The 19,041-nt window shown below is 68.7% G+C and carries 18 protein-coding genes; 11 read left to right on the top strand and 7 right to left on the bottom strand.

Annotated elements, in window-relative coordinates:
- Window positions 1–50: 50 nt before the first annotated feature.
- Window positions 51–776, bottom strand: coding sequence for a MerR family transcriptional regulator (locus tag ESP70_RS15955; protein ID WP_149690301.1), 726 nt, complete (start codon window positions 774–776; stop codon window positions 51–53).
- 140 nt (window positions 777–916) lie between these two features.
- Here ESP70_RS15955 and ESP70_RS15950 point away from each other — a divergent pair, with 140 nt between their 5' ends.
- From ESP70_RS15950 to ESP70_RS15910, 9 genes are all read left to right on the top strand, one after another.
- On the top strand, window positions 917–2,128 hold the full coding sequence (locus ESP70_RS15950; protein WP_056210691.1) for an acetyl-CoA C-acetyltransferase: 1,212 nt from the start codon (window positions 917–919) through the stop codon (window positions 2,126–2,128).
- Between the two features lie 19 nt (window positions 2,129–2,147).
- Entirely contained in the window at window positions 2,148–4,349 is a 2,202-nt protein-coding gene (locus tag ESP70_RS15945; protein ID WP_149690300.1) for a 3-hydroxyacyl-CoA dehydrogenase NAD-binding domain-containing protein, read from the top strand.
- A gap of 222 nt (window positions 4,350–4,571) precedes the next feature.
- Window positions 4,572–5,417 (top strand): S1 family peptidase, encoded by an 846-nt coding sequence (locus ESP70_RS15940; RefSeq protein ID WP_149690299.1) that lies wholly within the window; start codon window positions 4,572–4,574, stop codon window positions 5,415–5,417.
- Between the two features lie 143 nt (window positions 5,418–5,560).
- Window positions 5,561–6,550, top strand: coding sequence for an ATP-binding cassette domain-containing protein (locus ESP70_RS15935; RefSeq protein WP_149690298.1), 990 nt, complete (start codon window positions 5,561–5,563; stop codon window positions 6,548–6,550).
- Entirely contained in the window at window positions 6,547–7,380 is an 834-nt protein-coding gene (locus tag ESP70_RS15930) for an ABC transporter permease (protein ID WP_246162054.1), read from the top strand. The genes ESP70_RS15935 and ESP70_RS15930 overlap by 4 nt, the downstream gene beginning before the upstream one ends.
- Before the next feature lie 84 nt (window positions 7,381–7,464).
- The gene (locus ESP70_RS15925) at window positions 7,465–8,472 is read left to right on the top strand and encodes an ABC transporter substrate-binding protein (protein ID WP_188110667.1); all 1,008 of its coding nucleotides are present in this window, start codon (window positions 7,465–7,467) and stop codon (window positions 8,470–8,472) included.
- Window positions 8,469–9,521 (top strand): FecCD family ABC transporter permease, encoded by a 1,053-nt coding sequence (locus ESP70_RS15920; RefSeq protein ID WP_149690296.1) that lies wholly within the window; start codon window positions 8,469–8,471, stop codon window positions 9,519–9,521. Before ESP70_RS15925 ends, ESP70_RS15920 begins: the two co-directional genes overlap by 4 nt.
- Window positions 9,518–10,543: a FecCD family ABC transporter permease gene (locus ESP70_RS15915; protein ID WP_149690295.1), complete on the top strand. Its 1,026-nt coding sequence runs from the start codon at window positions 9,518–9,520 to the stop codon at window positions 10,541–10,543. The genes ESP70_RS15920 and ESP70_RS15915 overlap by 4 nt, the downstream gene beginning before the upstream one ends.
- On the top strand, window positions 10,540–11,358 hold the full coding sequence (locus ESP70_RS15910) for an ABC transporter ATP-binding protein (RefSeq protein ID WP_149690294.1): 819 nt from the start codon (window positions 10,540–10,542) through the stop codon (window positions 11,356–11,358). Before ESP70_RS15915 ends, ESP70_RS15910 begins: the two co-directional genes overlap by 4 nt.
- On the opposite strand, the gene ESP70_RS15905 is transcribed toward ESP70_RS15910, so the two are convergent.
- The 5 genes from ESP70_RS15905 to ESP70_RS15885 form a co-directional block, all read right to left on the bottom strand.
- The gene (locus ESP70_RS15905) at window positions 11,355–12,092 is read right to left on the bottom strand and encodes an MBL fold metallo-hydrolase (RefSeq protein WP_149690293.1); all 738 of its coding nucleotides are present in this window, start codon (window positions 12,090–12,092) and stop codon (window positions 11,355–11,357) included. The genes ESP70_RS15910 and ESP70_RS15905 overlap by 4 nt on opposite strands.
- A complete protein-coding gene (locus ESP70_RS15900; RefSeq protein ID WP_149690292.1) occupies window positions 12,089–13,579 on the bottom strand; it encodes an amino acid permease in 1,491 nt (496 codons plus the stop codon). The genes ESP70_RS15905 and ESP70_RS15900 overlap by 4 nt, the downstream gene beginning before the upstream one ends.
- A 52-nt stretch (window positions 13,580–13,631) precedes the next feature.
- A complete protein-coding gene (locus tag ESP70_RS15895) occupies window positions 13,632–14,450 on the bottom strand; it encodes a DUF1206 domain-containing protein (protein ID WP_149690291.1) in 819 nt (272 codons plus the stop codon).
- Between the two features lie 63 nt (window positions 14,451–14,513).
- A complete protein-coding gene (locus tag ESP70_RS15890) occupies window positions 14,514–15,989 on the bottom strand; it encodes an SDR family oxidoreductase (RefSeq protein WP_149690290.1) in 1,476 nt (491 codons plus the stop codon).
- 45 nt (window positions 15,990–16,034) lie between these two features.
- Window positions 16,035–16,355, bottom strand: a complete 321-nt coding sequence (locus ESP70_RS15885; RefSeq protein ID WP_149690289.1) for a 4-fold beta flower protein — start codon at window positions 16,353–16,355, stop codon at window positions 16,035–16,037.
- 182 nt (window positions 16,356–16,537) lie between these two features.
- Here ESP70_RS15885 and ESP70_RS15880 point away from each other — a divergent pair, with 182 nt between their 5' ends.
- Together ESP70_RS15880 and ESP70_RS15875 are read left to right on the top strand one after the other, a co-directional pair.
- Window positions 16,538–18,136, top strand: a complete 1,599-nt coding sequence (locus ESP70_RS15880) for an FMN-binding glutamate synthase family protein (RefSeq protein ID WP_149690288.1) — start codon at window positions 16,538–16,540, stop codon at window positions 18,134–18,136.
- A 115-nt stretch (window positions 18,137–18,251) separates the two neighbouring features.
- Window positions 18,252–18,674, top strand: a complete 423-nt coding sequence (locus tag ESP70_RS15875; RefSeq protein ID WP_149690287.1) for an OsmC family protein — start codon at window positions 18,252–18,254, stop codon at window positions 18,672–18,674.
- Here the strand turns inward: ESP70_RS15875 and ESP70_RS15870 are convergent.
- The gene (locus tag ESP70_RS15870; protein WP_223148754.1) at window positions 18,667–19,032 is read right to left on the bottom strand and encodes a VOC family protein; all 366 of its coding nucleotides are present in this window, start codon (window positions 19,030–19,032) and stop codon (window positions 18,667–18,669) included. The genes ESP70_RS15875 and ESP70_RS15870 overlap by 8 nt on opposite strands.
- Window positions 19,033–19,041 lie beyond the last annotated feature (9 nt).

Raw genomic sequence — 19,041 nt, 5'->3', positions numbered from 1 at the left:
AAAGGACGTTTCGACAAGCTCAGCGGGCGCGCCTGGCTCAGTGTGCGGGGTCAGCTGCCTTCGGTACGTCGGCGGATCGTCTCGCGCTTGGCCTCGTCGACCGCCGTCTCGTAGGCCGTGACGAGCGCCTGGATCGTCAGCGGCTTGAAGCGTTCGACGAGTGCCGTGATGTCCTCGGCCGTACGTCCTGAGGATCGCAGCTGCGGCCACCAGAGCGTGCGGAACACCTCGGTGATCTCCTCGGCCACGGCCTTGCCGGCGGCGTCGAAGATGCGGCGGGAGGCGTGCGCGACCTCGATCGGCATGTCGGTCTCGATGAACTGGATGCCGACGGCGAGGTGGGCTGGTGCGACCCGGAAGACATCCTCGGTCGGCGTCGGCTCCAGCACGCCGAGCGCGATCAGCATCTCGAGGGCGTGGTCGTCGAGCTCACGGCCGGCCCGCAGCTCGAGCGCCTCGCGGCTGAGCTCCTCGGGGCGGTCGGCCATCCACGGGGCGAGCAGTGTGCGGTGCAGGGCGACCTGCTCGGGCGTCGCGCCGGCCGGGATGTTCTCGAGGTAGCCCTCGATCGCCGAGAGGGTGAAGCCGTGGGCCTGCAGCTCGCGGACGAGCTCGAGCCGGGCGAGGTGGTCGGGGCCGTAATAGCCGTTGCGTCCCTCGCGCCGTGGCGGCGGGATCAGACCACGGCCGGCATAGAAACGTACGGTCCGCACCGTCATGCCGACACGCGATGCGAGCTGCTCGACGCTCATCGTCTCGGCGGGTGCGGCGCTCATGGTGGAGAGACTATGCCACGTCGGCCGCACGTGACGCGGCCCACAGAGGCGCGTCTGGAACTTTGACAGTGCTGGTGTCACAATCGAGGTTGTCGCTTCTGCCGACACGTCTTTCACCTGAATTCTGCGAGGACCCAGTTATGACCGAGGCCTACGTCTACGACGCCATCCGCACCCCGCGAGGGCGCGGCAAGAAGACCGGATCACTGCACGAGGTCAAGCCGATCTCGCTGATCACCGGGCTGATCGAGGAGATCCAGAAGCGCAACCCGTCGCTGGACCCCAACGGCGTCGACGACGTCGTGCTCGGCGTCGTGTCGCCGGTCGGCGACCAGGGCGGCGACATCGCCAAGACCGCAGCGCTCAACGCCGGACTGCCCGACACGGTCGCCGGCGTGCAGCTGAACCGCTTCTGCGCCTCGGGCCTCGAGGCCGTCAACCAGGCCGCGGGTCGCATCCGCTCCGGCTGGGAGGACCTGATCCTCGCCGGTGGCGTCGAGTCGATGAGCCGCGTGCCCATGGGCTCCGACGGTGGCGCCTGGGCCATGGACCCGCGCACCGCGTTCGACACCGACTTCGTGCCCCAGGGCATCGGAGCCGACCTCATCGCGACGATCGAGGGCTACAGCCGTACGGACGTCGACACGTTCGCCGCCGAGTCGCAGGCGCGCGCCGCCAAGGCGATCGCCAACGGCTACTTCGCCAAGTCGGTCATCCCGGTCAAGGACCCGAACGGCCTGACGATCCTCGACCACGACGAGTTCGTCCGCGAGGGCACGACGGCCGAGAGCCTCGCCGGCCTGCCCGCCTCGTTCGCCGGCATCGGCGACATGGGCGGCTTCGACTCCGTCGCCCTGGAGAAGTACCACGGCATCGAGCGGATCAACCACGTCCACCACGCCGGCAACTCGTCGGGCATCGTCGACGGCGCCGCGCTCGTTGCGATCGGCAGCGAAGCCGCCGGTCAGCGCCACGGCCTCACCCCCCGCGCCCGCATCGTGTCGGCCGCCGTCTCCGGCGCCGACCCGACGATCATGCTCACGGGTCCTGCACCGGCGTGCCGCAAGGCGCTCGACAAGGCCGGCCTCACGGTCGACGACATCGACCTGCTCGAGATCAACGAGGCGTTCGCCGCCGTCGCGATGCGCCTCATGAAGGACCTCGACTTCCCGCACGAGCGCACCAACGTCAACGGCGGCTCGATCGCGATGGGCCACCCCCTCGGCGCCACCGGCGCCATGATCCTCGGCACGCTCATCGACGAGCTCGAGCGCCGCGACCTGCGCTACGGCCTCGCCACGCTCTGCGTCGGCGGCGGCATGGGCATCGCGACCATCGTCGAACGCATCTGAAACGGACTAGGACCCACACATGACCAGCACCACTGAAGCCGTCCGCTACGAGCTCGTCGACGGGATCGCCCACCTGATCCTCGACGACCCGAGCCAGAGCGCCAACACGATGAACCAGGCGTACGCCGACTCGATGGCCGCGGCCGTCGACCAGCTCGCCGCGGACATCGCCGCCGACCCCGAGCAGGTCAAGGGCGCCATCGTGTCCTCGGCGAAGAAGACCTTCTTCGCCGGCGGAGACCTGAAGCTCATGACGCAGGCCAAGCCCGAGGACGCGCAGCAGCTGTTCGACCACGTCGAGAGCATCAAGGCCACGCTGCGCAAGCTCGAGACGATCGGCAGGCCCGTCGTCGCGGCGATCAACGGCGCCGCACTCGGCGGTGGACTCGAGATCACGCTGGCGACGCATCACCGCATCGCGGTCGACGGCGGCTACGAGCTCGGCCTCCCCGAGGTCACGCTCGGCCTGCTGCCCGGTGGCGGCGGTGTCACGCGTACGGTCCGCATGTTCGGCATCCAGGACGCGCTGATGGGCGTCCTGCTCCAGGGCCCGCGCATGAAGCCGGCCCAGGCCAAGGACAAGGGCCTGATCGACGAGGTCGTCGCGACCCAGGACGAGCTGATCCCTGCCGCCACGGCGTGGATCGAGGCCAACGCCGGCAACGAAGAGGCCGCGACGCAGCCGTGGGACCGCAAGGGCTACCGCATGCCCGGTGGCGTGCCGTCGAGCCCCAAGCTCGCCGCGTTCCTGCCGGCGTTCCCCGCGACGCTGCGCAAGCAGATCAAGGGTGCGGCCTACAAGGCGCCGCGCAACATCATGAGCGCCGCGATCGAGGGTGCGCAGGTCGACTTCGACACTGCGTCGCGCATCGAGTCGCGCTATCTCGTCGAGCTCCTGATCGGCCAGCAGTTCAAGAACATGACGCAGGCGTTCTTCTTCGACCTCAACGCGATCAACGCCGGCGGCTCCCGTCCGGCGGGCATCGAGCGCAAGAAGTTCACCAAGGTCGCCGTGCTCGGGGCCGGCATGATGGGCGCCGGCATCGCGTACGTGTCGGCCAAGGCCGGCATCGAGGTCGTCCTCAAGGACGTCAGCCTCGAGGCCGCCGAGAAGGGCAAGTCCTACAGCGAGAAGCTCCTCGACAAGCAGCTCGAGAAGGGCCGCATCACGCAGGAGAAGAAGGACGCGTTCCTCGCCCTCATCACGCCGACCGCTGATTACGCCGACCTCAAGGGCTGCGACCTGGTCGTCGAGGCGGTGTTCGAGTCGGTCGAGCTCAAGCACTCGGTCTTCGCCGAGCTCGAGCCGGTCGTCAACGCCGACGCGCTGCTCGGCTCCAACACCTCGACGCTGCCGATCACGGGCCTCGCCGAGGGCGTCACGCGTCCCGAGGACTTCATCGGCATCCACTTCTTCTCGCCGGTCGACAAGATGCCGCTCGTCGAGATCATCGCCGGTGCCAAGACCAACGACGAGACGATCGCCCACGCGCTCGACTACGTCCAGGCGATCAAGAAGACGCCGATCGTCGTCAACGACAGCCGCGGGTTCTTCACGAGCCGGGTCATCGGGCACTACATCAACGAGGGCCTGGGCATGCTCGCCGAGGGCGTCAACCCGGTCTCGATCGACCGCGCCGCGACGCAGTCGGGCTTCCCGACCGGCCCGATCCAGATCAGCGACGAGCTCAACCTCGAGCTGATGAAGAAGATCCGCGTCGCCTCGCAGAAGGCCGTCGAGGACGAGGGCGGCACCTGGGTCCGCACGGGCTCCGAGGACGTCATCGACACGATGATCGAGCTCGGCCGCACCAGCAAGCTGGTCGGCAAGGGCTTCTTCGACTACGACGAGAACGGCAAGCGCACGGGCCTGTGGCCCGGCCTCGCCGAGCACTTCCCGGTCGCCGCGGAGCAGCCGGGCTTCCAGGACCTCAAGGACCGCCTGGTGTTCGTCATGTCGCTCGACACGGTGCGTTGTCTCGAGGAGGGCGTGCTGCGTACGGTCGCCGACGCCAACATCGGCTCGATCTTCGGCATCGGCTTCCCGCCCGTCCTGGGCGGCGCGCTGCAGTACATCAACGGCTACGAGGCGCCGGACGGCCGCATCGGCGTCGAGGCGTTCACCGAGCGTGCACAGGAGCTGGCTGCGACGTACGGCGAGCGCTTCGAGCCCCCGGCGCTGCTGCTCGACAAGGCTAAGAACGGCGAGCTGTTTGCCTGAGGTCGAGGCCGCCCGCGGCCGAGCGCCGAAGGCAGGTTGAGCGATCGCGGCGCCGCCAGATGACGAAACCGCGCAAGACAGCGTCGCCACGTTGGTGAACACGAAAGCCCTGGTCGGCTGACCGGGGCTTTCGTGCGTCCGGGGTGGTGCGAGACAGTCGGTCTGCGGATAGCCTGACGCAACCGCTCATTCGGCGCGGAATTCGAGGGTAAAGGAAACTTCATGTTCCGAATCCGTACTGCCCTGGCGGCGCTCGCCGTCACAGTCCTGGCCGGCGTCACCTCCGCCGGCCCGGCAGCTGCGATCACGGGAGGCGAGCCGGACGGCAACGACCATCCGAACGTGGCGCTCATCCTGTTCTACGATGCGACCGGCCGCTATCGCTGCACCGCGACGCTGATCAGCCCGACGGTGCTCATCACCGCGGCTCACTGCACGAGTGGCGACATCGGCAAGGTCCTGGTCGACTTCGACTCCGTCATCACTGAGACGGGTCCCAGCCCGTATCCGGCGGCGGCCGATCCGACCGCCGGCTACACCGCCGCCGAGATCGCCTCGATGGGCGAGCTGTCCGGCACGGCGTACGCGCACCCGGACTACTCCGACTTCACGGACGTGAGGAACTGGAACGACGTCGGCGTCATCGTGCTCGACAAGCCGGTCGACATCGCGCCGGCGACGCTCGCTCCGCAGGACTACCTCGACCAGTTCACGCCCAAGGTGCTCAACAAGACCGCGTTCGACGTGGTCGGCTACGGCACCGAGGTGCGGCAGGCCGAATCGGGCCCGCAGAAGCCGGAGCCGATGAGCTATCCGATGATCCGTCGCCAGACGTCGGTGATCGGGCAGAAGCTCACGCCGCAGATCCTGCAGGTCAACGGCAACGTGAACGATCCGCGGGCCGGTGGCGGCACGTGCTTCGGTGACTCCGGTGGGCCGATCCTCCACGACGGCGTGATCGTGGGCGTCACGAGCTACGGCTACACCAAGAACTGCCGCTACCTCGCCGGCTTCCAGCGGGTCGACATCGAAGGCGTGCAGAGCTGGGTGAGCTCGTTCATCTCCTGATCAGCTGCTCGACGAAAGGCCCGCGGACGATGTCCGCGGGCCTTTCCGTTTCCTCCCGCAACCGGAGGTGACATGTTGACGTTTTTGTCAGTAGTCTCTGGTATTCCTTTTAGGAAGAGATTCGCTCGAGAAAGAGGATCATCATGAGCCGCCCCCTGGCCGTGGAAGCCATCGACCTGGTCAAGCGCTTCGGCGACAACACCGCCGTCGACGGCGTGAGCTTCGTCGTGCCCGAGGGCACCGTCCTCGGCCTGCTGGGCCCCAACGGTGCCGGCAAGACGACGACGGTCCGCATGCTGACGACCCTCAGCGTCCCGACGAGCGGCACCGGGCGCGTCGCCGGTCACGACATCCTCAAGGAACCCGACGCAGTGCGCCGCAGCATGGGTCTCACGGGCCAGGCCGCGACGGTCGACGAGCTGCTGACAGCCCGCGAGAACCTCAAGCTGATCGGCCGGCTCTACGGCCTGCCCAAGGCGTACGTCGCCACGACCTCCGACGAGCTGCTCGAGCGGTTCTCGCTGACCGAGGCGGCCAACCGGACGGCCAAGACGTACTCGGGCGGCATGCGCCGGCGACTCGACCTGGCGGTGAGCCTGATCGCCGCCCCGCCGGTGCTGTTCCTCGACGAGCCCACGACCGGCCTCGACCCGCGCAGCCGCACCGAGCTGTGGGAGGTCCTCCGCGGACTGGTCCGCGACGGCACGACGCTGCTGCTCACGACCCAATACCTCGAAGAGGCCGATCACCTGGCCGACGACATCGTCGTCATCGACAAGGGCAAGGTCATCGCGTCGGGCACCCCGACCCAGCTCAAGGACCAGGCCGGCGCCGCGAGCGTCGTCGTGACGGTCACCCACGCGGACGACCTCGAGCGTGCCGCCGACCTGACCCGCACGGTCTCCACCGAGGTCCACGTCGACGAGACCTCGCGCCGCATCACCGCCAAGGCCTCGGGCCTCAGCGACATGACCCGCATGGCCCACGTGTTCGAGGACAGCGAGATCCCGGTCGACGACCTGGGCCTCAAGCGCCCCAGCCTCGACGACGTGTTCCTGCACCTCACCGGCCACAAGGCCGAAGAGGTCGACGACCTCGAGGCCCAGTTCGAAGAAGAGGAGGTGCTGTCATGACCACGATGACGTCCAACACCCGCCCGCCCATCAGCCCGCCCTCGATGCTCCGCGCCTCCGCGACTGTCGTGTGGCGCAACCTGATCCACATCAAGCGCATGCCCGAGATGCTGATGGACGTCACGGTCCAGTCCGTCATGTTCGTGCTGCTGTTCGCCTACGTCTTCGGTGGCTCGATCAACCCGCCCGGACCGATCCCCTACAAGGAGTTCCTGCTCCCCGGCATCATGGTGCAGACGATGGTCTTCTCGTCGGCGGTGGTGGCCATGGGTCTGACCAACGACCTGCAGAAGGGCATCGTCGACCGGCTCAAGTCGTTGCCGATCTCGCGCTCGTCGGTGCTCGTCGGTCGCAGCATGTCCAGCCTGATCCACTCCAGCATCGGCATCGCCGTGATGGGCGTGACCGGGCTCCTGATCGGGTGGCGCATCCGTGACGGGTTCGTCGACGGCATTCTCGCGTTCGTCCTGCTGCTGCTCTTCGGCTTCGCGATGATCTGGCTCGGCATCTGGGTCGGGTCGCTGATGCGGACGGTCGAGGCCGTACAGGGCTTCATGTTCACCGTGATGTTCCCGCTGACCTTCGTGGCCAACACATTCGCGCCGACCGAGAACATGCCGTCCTGGCTCCGCTTCGTGGCGGAGTGGAACCCGGTGTCGGGCCTGACGCAGGCGTGCCGCGAGCTCTGGGGCAACGCCCCGGCGGCGCCGTCGGATGCCGCGTGGCCGCTGCAGAACGCGGTGCTCGTCTCGGTGCTGTGGCCGATCGTGCTCACGGCGATCTTCGCTCCGCTGGCCCTGCGCGCGTTCAAGCAGCGGTCCAAGGACTGACGCCACGGAGTGACATGACCCACGTGGCGAGGTTAGCCATACCTAAGTTAGGGTGCACTGAGTCCCCTGACGAAAGGCCTGTCCGTGTCCTACGTACGTCGTGTCGCGGGTGGAGCGATCGCTGCTCTGCTCGCTGCCACCGTTCTTGCCGGTTGCGGCACCAGCGCATCCTCTGATGACGGTGCCAAGAGCAGCGGGCCGTGGTCCTTCGTCTCCGGCAACGGCAAGACCGTCAAGCTCGACACGACGCCCAAGCGGATCATCGCGAGCGGTGCCGAGGCCGCGGCGCTGATCTCGTTCGGCATCAAGCCGGTCGGGATCTACACGAACACCAAGATCAAGGACGACCCCAACCTCAAGGGCCTCGACCTGACGGGCATCACGATCCTCGGCGAGACCTGGGGCGAGATCGACGTCGAGAAGGCCGCGGCACTCAAGCCGGACCTGATCGTCGCCGACTGGTGGCCGGCCGAGAAGGCCTACAGCGGCCTGGAGTCGGGTGTGAAGGCGTCGAGCAAGAAGCTCGCCGACCTCGCCCCGATCGTCGGCGTCGCCCAGGGCGACTCGATCGAGACCCTCGCCCAGGGCTACGAGAAGCTCGCCATGTCCCTTGGCGCCGATGTCGACGATCCCAAGATCGCCGCCGACAAGAAGGCGTTCGAGACGGCCAAGGCCGCCTTCAAGAAGGCCGTCGCCGCCAAGCCCGGCCTCTCAGTGCTGGCGGTCTCGCCCGCCGACGACGTGCTCTACCTCGCCAACCCCACGTACGCCCCCGAGCTGCTCGACTTCCAGCGCTGGGGCCTCGACGTCATCAACCCCGACAAGCCGGACAAGGGCTTCCCCTACTGGGAGAACCTGAGCTGGGAGAACGCCGACAAGTACCAGCCCGACCTGCTGCTGATCGACGACCGTTCGTACGCGTCGACCCTGAAGCAGGGCGAGAAGCAGCCCACGTGGAACAACATCAAGGCGGCCAAGGCCAAGGCGTACGCGCCGTGGCCGGCGTACTGGATGCACACCTACGGTGAGTACGCCAAGCAGCTGACCCAGCTGACGGCGGCGATCGAGAAGGCTGACGCCAACCTCGCATGACGATGCTCGAGACGCCGACGCCCAGTCGTGAGACCGCTCCCCGGCATCGTCCGGGAGCCGGTCTCGCGGCGGGGCTCGTCCTCCTGATCGGCGTGCTCCTCGTCGTCTGCTTCTTCAGCATCACCCTGGGGTCGCGCGGTGTGGGGGTGCCGACGATCTGGAAGGCGTTCACCGACTTCAATCCCGGCTCAGCGTCCGAGACCGTGATCCGCGAGATGCGGGTGCCGAGGACACTGATCGGCGTCCTGGCCGGCGCCGCCCTGGGGCTCAGCGGCACGATCCTGCAGGGCGTCACCCGCAACCCGCTGGCCGACCCCGGGATCATGGGCATCAACGCCGGCGCCGCGGCATTCATCGTCTTCGGCATCATGATCCTCGGCGTGCAGGACGTCATCGGCTACGTCTGGCTGGCCTTCGCCGGTGCTGGAGTGGCGACCGTCGTGGTCTACGGCGTCGCGTCGTTCGGCCGCGAGGGCGCGACGCCGGTCAAGCTCGCCCTGGCCGGAGCCGCCGTCACGGCGGTGCTGTCGTCGCTGACCTCGGCGATCGTCATGACCAACGTCGACGCGCTCAACGAGCTGCGGTTCTGGCAGGTCGGCTCGCTGGCCGGCCGCTACATGCCGGTGTTCTGGCAGACCGCGCCGTTCATCGTCGTGGGGCTCGTCGTCGCGATGGTCACGGGTCGCGCGCTCAACGGCCTGGCGCTCGGCGAGGACCTGGCGCTGGCGCTCGGCCAGCGTCTCCGGCTGACCCGCTTCGTCATGTTCGCGACCGTCGCGGTGCTCTGCGGCGCGGCGACGGCGGCCTGCGGCCCCATCGTCTTCGTGGGGCTGGTCGTCCCGCACCTGGCGCGCTTCATCTGCGGCCCCGACTATCGCTGGATCCTTCCGTACGCCCTCGTGCTGACCCCCATCGTGCTGCTCGTCGCCGACATCATCGGCCGAGTCGTGGTCTCGCCCGGCGAGCTGCAGGTCGGCGTCGTCCTCGGTGTGTTCGGCGCACCCGCGTTCATCGCCCTGGTCCGCTACCGGAACCTGGCCGAGCTGTGATCGACGTCGTCGTCTCGGACCGGCGTACGCGCCGCACGCGCGCAGGTGCGGTCACCGGTGCGCTGGCGCTCGTCGCGTTCGCACTGTTCATCCTGACGATGATGGTCGGCAGCTACTACGTACCGGCGTGGGACGTCATCACCTCGGCGTTCCACCTGCGGGACGATCCCTCGGTCGACTTCATCGTGCGCGACCTGCGGCTGCCCACGGCGACGGCGGCGCTCGCGGTCGGCTTCGCGCTGGGTGTCTCGGGCCTGCTGTTCCAGAAGCTGCTCGGCAACCCGCTCGCCTCGCCCGACTTCGTGGGCATCTCGTCGGGCGCCAGCCTGTTCGCGGTGTCCGCGATCATCCTGTTCGGCGCCGGCAGCACGATGATCTCCGCCTCGGCCCTCGCCGGTGCGCTGATCAGTGCGATCCTCATCTACCTGCTTGCGTGGCGCGACGGCATCTCGGGCTACCGGTTCATCCTGATCGGCATCGGACTGTCGGAGTTCATGCTCTCGATCATCGGCTACATCGTGGCGCACGCCGAGCTCTACGAGGCTCGGCAGGCCATGACCTGGCTGGTCGGCACGGTGGGCCAGGCCGGCTCGACGGAGCTGCGGACGCTCCTCGTTGCGCTCGTGGTCCTGGTGCCCGCCGCCCTCGTGCTGCAGCGACCGCTGCGCGTCCTCGAGCTCGGCGACGACACGGCTAAGGCGCTCGGAGCTCGCGTGGAGGTCAGCCGGCTGGCGCTGATCGCCGTCTCGATCGTGCTGATCGGCTTCGCAACCGCGGTCGCCGGACCGATCATGTTCGTCGCCCTCATCGCCGGCCCGATCGCCCATCGCATCGTGGGGCACAGCGGCGGCGGCATCATCGCGGCCGGTCTGGTCGGCTCCATCATCGTGCTGGGCGCCGACCTCGTCGCGCACCACCTCCTGCCGGTCGCCCTGCCGACCGGTGTCATCACGGGCATCATCGGTGCCCCCTACCTGATCTGGCTCCTCGCCACGGTCAACCGGGAAGGACGCGGCGGATGATCCACGACCTGCGTGCCAAGAACCTCATCCTCGGCTATGCCGGGACCGACATCGTCCGCGACCTCGACGTCGTGATCCCCGACGGCCGGATCACGGTGATCGTCGGCGCCAACGCGTGCGGCAAGTCGACGCTGCTGCGCGGCCTGGCGCGGCTGCTGAAGCCTCGTGGGGGCGAGGTGCTGCTCGACGGCACCTCGGTGCAGGACCTCAGGAGCATCGACGTCGCCAAGGTGCTCGGCCTGCTGCCGCAGTCGCCCGTCGCTCCCGACGGCATCACGGTCGCCGACCTGGTCGGCCGCGGTCGCTATCCGCACCAAGGCTGGTTCCGCCAGTGGAGCACGGAGGACGAGCGTGCCGTCGCCGAGGCCCTCGAGGCCACCGGCACGGCCGACCTCGCCGACCGCAACATCGCGGAGCTGTCGGGCGGCCAGCGCCAACGGGTCTGGGTCGCGATGGCCCTCGCGCAGGACACCGACCTGCTGCTCCTCGACGAACCGACGACGTTCCTCGACATCAACCACCAGGTCGAGCTGCTCGACCTGCTGACCGACCTCAACCGTGAGTCCGGCAAGACGATCGTCATCGTGCTGCACGACCTCAACCTGGCCTGCCGCTACGCCGACCACATCATCGCGATGAAGCAGGGCGCGATCCTCGCCGAGGGCTCGCCGATCGACGTGATCGACGCAGCGGTCGTCACGGAGGTGTTCGGGCTGGAGTGCGAGGTCGTGCCCGACCCGGTCAGCGGCACGCCGATGATCGTGCCGCGCGGACGCCACCACGCGGCGCGCCAGCGCGTCACCGCGGCCTCCTAGGCGAGCGCCTGCTCGACCGCGTCGGCGTACGATCCGTGCCACGCCTCGCCGTGGCCGGGCAGCAGGACGTCGCCGCTCAGCGACCCGAGCTGCAGGAGGGATCGACGGTTCTCGGCGGCGTCGTGGTGGAACATCCCGGCCAGCAGCTGCGGTCCGGTACGCGCGACGGTGGCGTGCCCCGTGACCAGGGCGTCGCCGGTGATGAGCACGCCGGCGTCCGGCAGGTGATAGCAGGTGTGGCCGCTGGTGTGTCCCGGCGTCACGATCGGCACGGGGCGTCCCGGCACGTCGAGCGGTGTCTCGGCGAACGCCGTGGCCTGCGGGACCCCGGCCTTGGTGGTGCCGCCGGCCGAGACGACGTGCAGCGACCAGCGGAGCACACGCGGTCGCCACGACGCGGCGGCGACCTGCAGCGGCGTCGCCTGCTCGAGGAACTCCCGCCGGGCGTGCCGCGCCTCGGTCGCCGACGTCAGCACCGGGACGTCGCGACCGTCGAGCAGCGTGGGCAGCGAGCCGATGTGGTCGACGTGCGCGTGCGTGACGAGGACCGCAGCGAGCTGGTCGAGCGTACGGCCGACCTGCGCGATCGACGACAGCACAGCGTCGTGGTCACCCGGATAGCCGCCGTCGACGAGCGTGAACGCGTCGCCATCAGTGATCAACGTCCAGTTGACGGCCTTGCCCTGCACGAAGTGGACGCCGTCGGCGACCTCGGTGACGGTGGGGGTGCTCACTCGACGGAGGGTACTGCGTCCCCCTCGGCCGGCGCCTGCTTGAGGCCGCGACCCAGGCGCGAGCTGCGGTAGCCGTACGCGAAGTAGAGGACGAACCCGATCGCGAGCCACACCAGGAATCGGACCCACGTCTCGATCGAGAGATTCACCATGAGCCACACGCACGCCAGGATCGACAGCGCCGGGATCCACGGCACCGCCGGCACGCGGAACGGCCGGTGCAGGTCGCCGCGAGTGCGGCGCAGGATCACGACACCGGCAGACACGAGCACGAACGCGAACAGGGTGCCGATGCTCACGAGCTTGGACAGCTCCGACAGCGGCACGACGCCCGCGAGCACCGCGACGAACAGGCCGGTCAGGATCGTGATGCGGTACGGCGTGCCGAACCTCGGATGGACCTTGGCGAGCCCGATCGGCAGCAGGCCGTCGCGCGACATCGCGAACAGCACCCGCGCCTGACCCAGCATCAGCACGAGGACGACGGTCGTGAGCCCGGCCACCGCGCCGGTCGAGATGATCTTGGACGCCCAGCCCGCGCCGTTGGCGTCGAACGCCTCGGCCAGCGGCGCCGCGGTGTTCATCCGGTCGTCGCTGTACTTCAGCATTCCGGTGATCACGAACGACACCGCGACATACAACGCGGTGCAGATCGCGAGCGAGCCGAGGATGCCGCGCGGGACGTCGCGCTGCGGGTTCTTGGTCTCCTCCGCCGACGTCGCGACGATGTCGAAGCCAATGTAGGCGAAGAACACGACCGACGCCGCAGCGACGATGCCGTATGCCCCGAAGGCCGTCGGGTCGACGCCGAAGATGCCCTGCAGCAGCGTCTGGTCGGCGCCCTTGCCGCCGGGTGCGGGCTCGGAGTCAGGCACGAACGGCTGGTAGTTGGACCACTTGATGAAGAACAGCCCGGCGATCACGACGAACGACACGACGGCGACCTTGATGATGACGAGCACCCCGGTGAACCGGCCGGAGAGCTTGGTGCCGAGCACGCCGATCACGGTCAACGCCAGCACGATCGCGATGGTACCGATGTCCGGCTTCGCCGCGTCGCCGGCGAGCCACGTCGGCAGGCCGAACAGGTCCTGCAGGTACGCCGACCAGCCTCGCGCCACGACCGCCGCACCGAGGGCGAGCTCGAGCACGAGGTCCCAGCCGATGATCCACGCGATGAGCTCACCGAGCGTGGCGTACGAGAAGGTGTACGCGCTCCCGGCCACCGGGACGGTCGAGGCGAACTCGGCGTAGCAGAGCCCGGCGAGCCCGCACGCGATCCCGGCGACGATGAACGAGATGACGATCGCGGGCCCGGCGTTGGCATGTGCCTGCTGGCCGGTCAGCACGAAGATGCCGGTGCCGATCACCACGCCGACGCCGAAGAACGTCAGGTCCCAGGCTGAGAGCTCCTTGCGAAGCTTGTGCTCCGGCTCGTCGGTCTCCTCGATCGAGCGTTCCACGGACTTGGTGCGGAAGAGATCCATGGCCACCATCCTCTGGTTGGTGGTTCGCGGCCGCAACCGCAGGAAGCGGGCGTCAGCGCGTGCGCACGTAGCGCGCCCACGCGAAGCAGAACAGCCCGAATGCCGCCAGGCCGATCGCGACGAGACTCAGCAGATAGGGCCCGAACGGCTGGTCCCGCACGGTCTTGAGCGCGTCGTCGAGACCGCCGGCCTTCTCCGCGTCGTACGAGAGCGCCGCCCAGCCGAACAGCACCCCGACGATCCCGATCGCCGCGCCCTTGCCGACATATCCGGTGCGGCCCACCGCCATCACGGCCGACCTGGAGGAGCCGCTCGTGGCCTCGCCCTCGAGGTCGTGCGTGAAGTTGCCGCTCAGGCCCCGGCGCACGTGCGCGGCGGCGACCGCGAGGATGCCGAGGCCGATCGAGGCGACGAAGACGCGACCTGCCGGCTCCGACAGCAGGTCGGCGGTGAGGCCCTCGCCCTTCGCGTCCTCGCTCTTGCCGCCGGACCCTGAAGCCGTACGCGCTGCGGTCAGGCCGACTGCCGTGTAGACGATCGCGCGGCCGAGGGCGGAGAGCCGCTTGATCGTGCGGTGCTTGTCGTCGAACACCGCCTGGTGACCCCAGAGCGCGGTCATGACCTGCCAGACGGCGAGCGCCCAGAGGCCGAACGCGCACACCCAGAGGATGGCCTCTCCGAACGGTTGCTGTGCCACGGTGTGCAGGGCGCCCTTGCTGCTGGCATCGCCGCCGTCACCCCATGCGACCTGCAACGCGATCCAGGCGATCAGCAGGTGCACGATGCCGAACGCCACGAGACCCACCCGCGCGGCAGCGCGCATCGTCGTGCTGTGCCGGGCACCTTCGCCGGCTGCCTTCACGTCTCCCATGACGGCTCCCTCTCCCCCCAAGGGATCGTCTCAGGAGTCCGGCGGTTCCGCCTGTCGAGCGACTCAGCCCTGCTCGAGCGCCTCCGCGGCCTTGGCGATGTTCTTCTGCATCGAGCCGAAGATGATGCCGTGGAACGGATAGATCGACCACCAGTAGAGGTGGCCGAGCAGCCCCTTCGGATGGAACAGCGCCCGGTGGTGGAACGTCGTCGTCCCGCCGTCGGTCGAGCCGACCTGCAGCTCGAGCCAGGCCAGCCCCGGCAGCTTCATCTCGGCGCGCAGACGCAGGAACGTACGGTCGTCGGTCTCCTCGACGCGCCAGAAGTCGAGGGCGTCGCCGACCACGAGATCGCGGTCGTTGCGCCGGCCGCGCCGCAGTCCGGGGCCGCCGACCACCCGGTCGAGCAGCCCGCGGACCCACCAGGCCAGCGCCCACGAGTACCACCCGTTGCGCCCACCGATGCCCTCGATGATCGTCCAGAGATGCTCCGGGCTGGCGTGCACCTCGCGCGTACGTTCGTCGGTGTAGAGCGAGCCTCCTGCCCAGTCCGGATCAGTCGGCAGGCCCTCGGCGGGCACGCCGGCGGTCGAGGCAGAGGACCAGCGGGTCGGCACGTCGAGGTCCTGGATCTTGGTGAGGGCGAGCTGCACCGACCGGTCGAAGCCGATCAGCCCTTCAGGCGGGTCCGGCACGTATGCCTTGATGTCGGTCTCGGCCGCGACCACGGTGTTGCGGAGCGACTCGACGAGCGGCCGGGCGAGGCTCGCCGGCACCGGGGTGATCAGCCCGACCCAGTGGCTCGACAGTCCCGGCGACAGCACGGGCACCGGGAGCACCCGTCGTTTCGGCAGGCCGGCCACCGCGGCATAGCGCTGCATCATGTCGAAGTACGTCAGCACATCCGGCCCGCCGATGTCGAAGCGCCGGTTGACCTCCGGCGGCAACGAGGCGCAGGCGACGAGGTAGCGCAGGACGTCACGGATCGCGATGGGCTGGATGCGGGTGTGGACCCACTTCGGCGTGACCATGACGGGCAGTCGCTCGGTCAGGTAGCGCAGCATCTCGAACGACGCGGAGCCCGAGCCGATGATGACGCCGGCCTGCAGGACCGCGGTCGGCACGCCCGAGCCGAGCAGGATCTCGCCGACCTCCTCCCGGGAGCGGAGGTGCTCGGACAGCTCCTCACCCTCTGGCGACATGCCACCGAGGTAGACGATGCGGCGCACGCCGGCAGTCTTGGCGGCTGCGGCGAACGTCTCGGCGATCCCGCGCTCGGTCTCGGCGAAGTCGCTGCCGCTGCCGATCGAGTGCAGCAGGAAAAAAGCGACTTCCACGCCTTCCATGGCTGATCGAACTTGTTGTTCTTGCGATGCGTCGGCCTTGGCGATCTCGACGTCGTCGGCCCAGTCGTGGGCGCGGGCCTTGCGCTCGTCGCGGACCATGACGCGTACGTCGTGACCGGCGTCGACGAGCTGGGGCACGAGGCGGCCACCGACGTAGCCGGTCGCTCCGGTGACGAGACTGCGGGTGGCGGGCATCCCACCAGTCTTCGTGCTGCGGCTCGATGCCGCATGCCGAAAGGGCTAGGTGAGGTGGTGGACGCCGGCGTCCTCGTAGGCGAACCGGTTGGGGAACGCGTGCGGAGCCGAGGGGCGGCCGGTCGGCATTGCGTCCCCCGGGCCGTCCGGGGTCGCGGGGCAGGGTCGCTCGTACCAGTCGTTGCGGCGCACGAGCCGGTCGTCCACGACGGTGCCGAGGTAGTGGCCGTCGCGGTCGACGGCGTCGTGGTCGTCCCACGGGAACCAGCCGATCCACTGACCGTGCAGGTCGAAGACGTAGGGGTCGGTCCAGGTCCGCCTGAACGCGATGGGTTCGCCGTCCATGTCGAACAGGTAGACGCTCATCCGAGACAATTCCTTCCAGCGCTTCCCTTCGACCGTACGACTGTGGGCCCGCGATTGCGGGCATTTGTTGCGTGCCAAGCGAAAATGGCTCAAAAGGACTAGTCCTTTCCAGAGGCGAGGATCACGGCGGCGGACGGCGCGGCCAGATGGACAAGCCTTGGGCCGCGGAGTAGGACTTGGACATGAAGCTCAGCCGTGTCATCGGTGGGGTCGGCGTCGCTCTCGGTGCCGTCGCAGTGCGTGACCTGACGCAGAAGCGGCACGCCCTGCTGCGCAACTACCCGGTCATCGCGCACGCGCGCTACCTGCTCGAGACGATCGGCCCGGAGCTGCGGCAGTACATCGTCACGGGCAACGACGAGGAGCGGCCGTTCAGCCGCGACCAGCGCTCGTGGATCTACGCGTCGTCGAAGCAGGAGAACAATTACTCCGGGTTCGGCACCGACAACGACGTCGAGCACACGCCGGGCTACGCGATCATCAAGCACCGCACGTTCGCCGACTCCCTGCCCCACGACCATGCCGAGAAGGTCGGGCTGCCGAGCGCCAAGGTGCTCGGCGGGCCACGTGGACGCGCCAAGGCGTTCCGGCCGGACTCACTGATCAACGTCTCGGGCATGAGCTTCGGCTCGATGTCGGGCAACGCGATCCAGGCGCTCAATGGGGGCGCCAAGCTCGCCGGCTGCATGCACAACACCGGCGAGGGTGGCCTGTCGCCGCACCACCGGCAGGGCGGCGACATCGTGCTGCAGATCGGCACGGCCTACTTCGGCTGCCGCAACGAGGACGGCACGTTCTCGCTCGACAAGCTCAAGGCGGTCGTGGAGTCGGCGCCGGTCCGGGCGATCGAGATCAAGCTTTCGCAGGGCGCCAAGCCAGGGCTCGGCGGCCTGCTGCCCGCCGCCAAGGTGACCAAGGAGATCAGCGAGATCCGCGGCATCCCGATGGGCAAGGACTGCGCGAGCCCGTCGCGGCACACCGCATTCACCGACGTCGACAGCCTCCTCGACTTCGTCGAGCTGATCGCGAGCGAGACCGGGATGCCGGTCGGCGTCAAGAGCGCCGTCGGCGAGATGGAGTTCTGGTACGAGCTCACCCGGCTCATGTCGAAGCGCGATCGCGGCGTCGACTTCGTGACGGTCGACGGTGGTGAGGGTGGCACCGGTGCGTCGCCGCCGATCTTCTCCGACTCGGTCGCGCTGCCGTTCCGGATGGGTTTCTCGCGGGTCTACGGCACGTTCGCCGAGGCCGACCTCACGGACGACGTGACGTTCATCGGCTCAGGCAAGCTCGGCCTGGTCGACAACGCCGTCGTGGCGTTCGCGCTGGGCGCCGACATGATGAACGTCGCCCGCGAGGCCATGATGTCGATCGGCTGCATCCAGTCGCAGAAGTGCCACACGGATCGCTGCCCCACCGGCGTCGCGACCCAGGACCCGTGGCTGTCCCACGGCCTGGACCCGACGTCCAAGGCGGAACGCTGCGCGCAATACATCCGGACGTTCCGCAAGGAGATCGTCAAGGTCTCCGAGGCGGTCGGTGTCGCGCACCCCAGCCTGATCACCGCCGATGACGTCGACATCATGTGCGGCGACTACGAGGCCCGGTCGCTGCGGACGGTCTACGGCTACAAGGACGGCTGGGGTGAGCTCGGCACCTCGCTCGCGGCCGGGATCACGGAGCTGATGGCGCCCGGCGGCTCGCGGCCGGAGTCGCGGTCGATCGAGGAGGGCGAGGGCGAGAAGCCCCAGGGCAAGGACCTGACGACCGGGATCACCTGACCCCGCCGGACGGTGGAATTTCCACCGTCTGCCTTGGGCGGTGGAAGTTCCACGCAAAGCGGCCCCATTGAGTGGAGAACTCACCGCCGAGGGTGGCCCGAGATAACGTCGCGGTATGACGACTGACACCGAGCGATCCGTTGAGCTGACCCGCACCGGCAAGGCCCGGTTCCGGGCGACGAACGTGCGTGGCAAGACGCTGGACTTCGGCGAGGGCAACGACGACGACTTCACGCCGATCGAGCTGCTGCTCGCCGCGATCGCGGGGTGCAGCGCGATCGACGTCGACTACCTCGTCGGCAAGCGCGTCGACCCCGAGTCGTTCGACGTCTCGATCCGTGCCGACAAGATCCGCGACGACCTCGGCAACCGGCTGACCGACATCAAGGTGACGTTCGACGTGTCGTTCCCCGAGGGCGACGACGGTGACCGCGCCAAGGAGAGCCTGCCGCGTGCGGTGGCGCAGTCACATGACCGGCTGTGCACGGTCACGCGTACGGTCATCGTCGGTACGCCCGTCGAGTCGGTCGTCAGCTGAGCGGCGACATCCACTCCGGCCGGCGGATCAGGCAGAACGGATGGCCCGCGGGATCCGCGTAGACGTCGTCCGCCAGGTGCCGGGCGCCCAGCGCCACGACCTGCGGCCCCGCGGCCGCCGGGTCGTCCACAGCGACGTCGACGTGCACCTGCTGACCGACGATCGGATCAGGCCAGGTCGGCTCGACGTGGCCAGGCGCCCGCTGGAACGCGATGCCGGAGGTCTGTTGGTCGACCGACACCACGACGAAGTCGCCGTCGTCGTACGTGATGGGCTGACCCAGCAGCGCAGACCAGAACGCCGCCGAACCCTGGGGGTCGGCGGCGTCCAGGATGATGTGGTGCAGCCGGCCGATCACGCGGCCAGC

It is taken from the genome of Aeromicrobium ginsengisoli (genome assembly GCF_004134905.2).
Taxonomy (GTDB): Bacteria; Actinomycetota; Actinomycetes; order Propionibacteriales; family Nocardioidaceae; genus Aeromicrobium; species Aeromicrobium ginsengisoli.
The sequence above is the reverse complement of the archived record's forward strand: the minus strand, read 5'-3'. Positions and strand labels throughout refer to the sequence as shown.

What these genes read in the sequence shown, in the direction of transcription:
- ESP70_RS15955 (WP_149690301.1), bottom strand. Translation starts at nt 776, where the DNA reads ATGAGCGCCGCACCCGCCGAGACGATGAGCGTCGAGCAGCTCGCATCG.
- ESP70_RS15950 (WP_056210691.1), top strand. Translation starts at nt 917, where the DNA reads ATGACCGAGGCCTACGTCTACGACGCCATCCGCACCCCGCGAGGGCGC.
- ESP70_RS15945 (WP_149690300.1), top strand. Translation starts at nt 2,148, where the DNA reads ATGACCAGCACCACTGAAGCCGTCCGCTACGAGCTCGTCGACGGGATC.
- ESP70_RS15940 (WP_149690299.1), top strand. Translation starts at nt 4,572, where the DNA reads ATGTTCCGAATCCGTACTGCCCTGGCGGCGCTCGCCGTCACAGTCCTG.
- ESP70_RS15935 (WP_149690298.1), top strand. Translation starts at nt 5,561, where the DNA reads ATGAGCCGCCCCCTGGCCGTGGAAGCCATCGACCTGGTCAAGCGCTTC.
- ESP70_RS15930 (WP_246162054.1), top strand. Translation starts at nt 6,547, where the DNA reads ATGACCACGATGACGTCCAACACCCGCCCGCCCATCAGCCCGCCCTCG.
- ESP70_RS15920 (WP_149690296.1), top strand. Translation starts at nt 8,469, where the DNA reads ATGACGATGCTCGAGACGCCGACGCCCAGTCGTGAGACCGCTCCCCGG.
- ESP70_RS15910 (WP_149690294.1), top strand. Translation starts at nt 10,540, where the DNA reads ATGATCCACGACCTGCGTGCCAAGAACCTCATCCTCGGCTATGCCGGG.
- ESP70_RS15900 (WP_149690292.1), bottom strand. Translation starts at nt 13,579, where the DNA reads ATGGATCTCTTCCGCACCAAGTCCGTGGAACGCTCGATCGAGGAGACC.
- ESP70_RS15895 (WP_149690291.1), bottom strand. Translation starts at nt 14,450, where the DNA reads ATGGGAGACGTGAAGGCAGCCGGCGAAGGTGCCCGGCACAGCACGACG.
- ESP70_RS15890 (WP_149690290.1), bottom strand. Translation starts at nt 15,989, where the DNA reads ATGCCCGCCACCCGCAGTCTCGTCACCGGAGCGACCGGCTACGTCGGT.
- ESP70_RS15885 (WP_149690289.1), bottom strand. Translation starts at nt 16,355, where the DNA reads ATGAGCGTCTACCTGTTCGACATGGACGGCGAACCCATCGCGTTCAGG.
- ESP70_RS15880 (WP_149690288.1), top strand. Translation starts at nt 16,538, where the DNA reads ATGAAGCTCAGCCGTGTCATCGGTGGGGTCGGCGTCGCTCTCGGTGCC.
- ESP70_RS15875 (WP_149690287.1), top strand. Translation starts at nt 18,252, where the DNA reads ATGACGACTGACACCGAGCGATCCGTTGAGCTGACCCGCACCGGCAAG.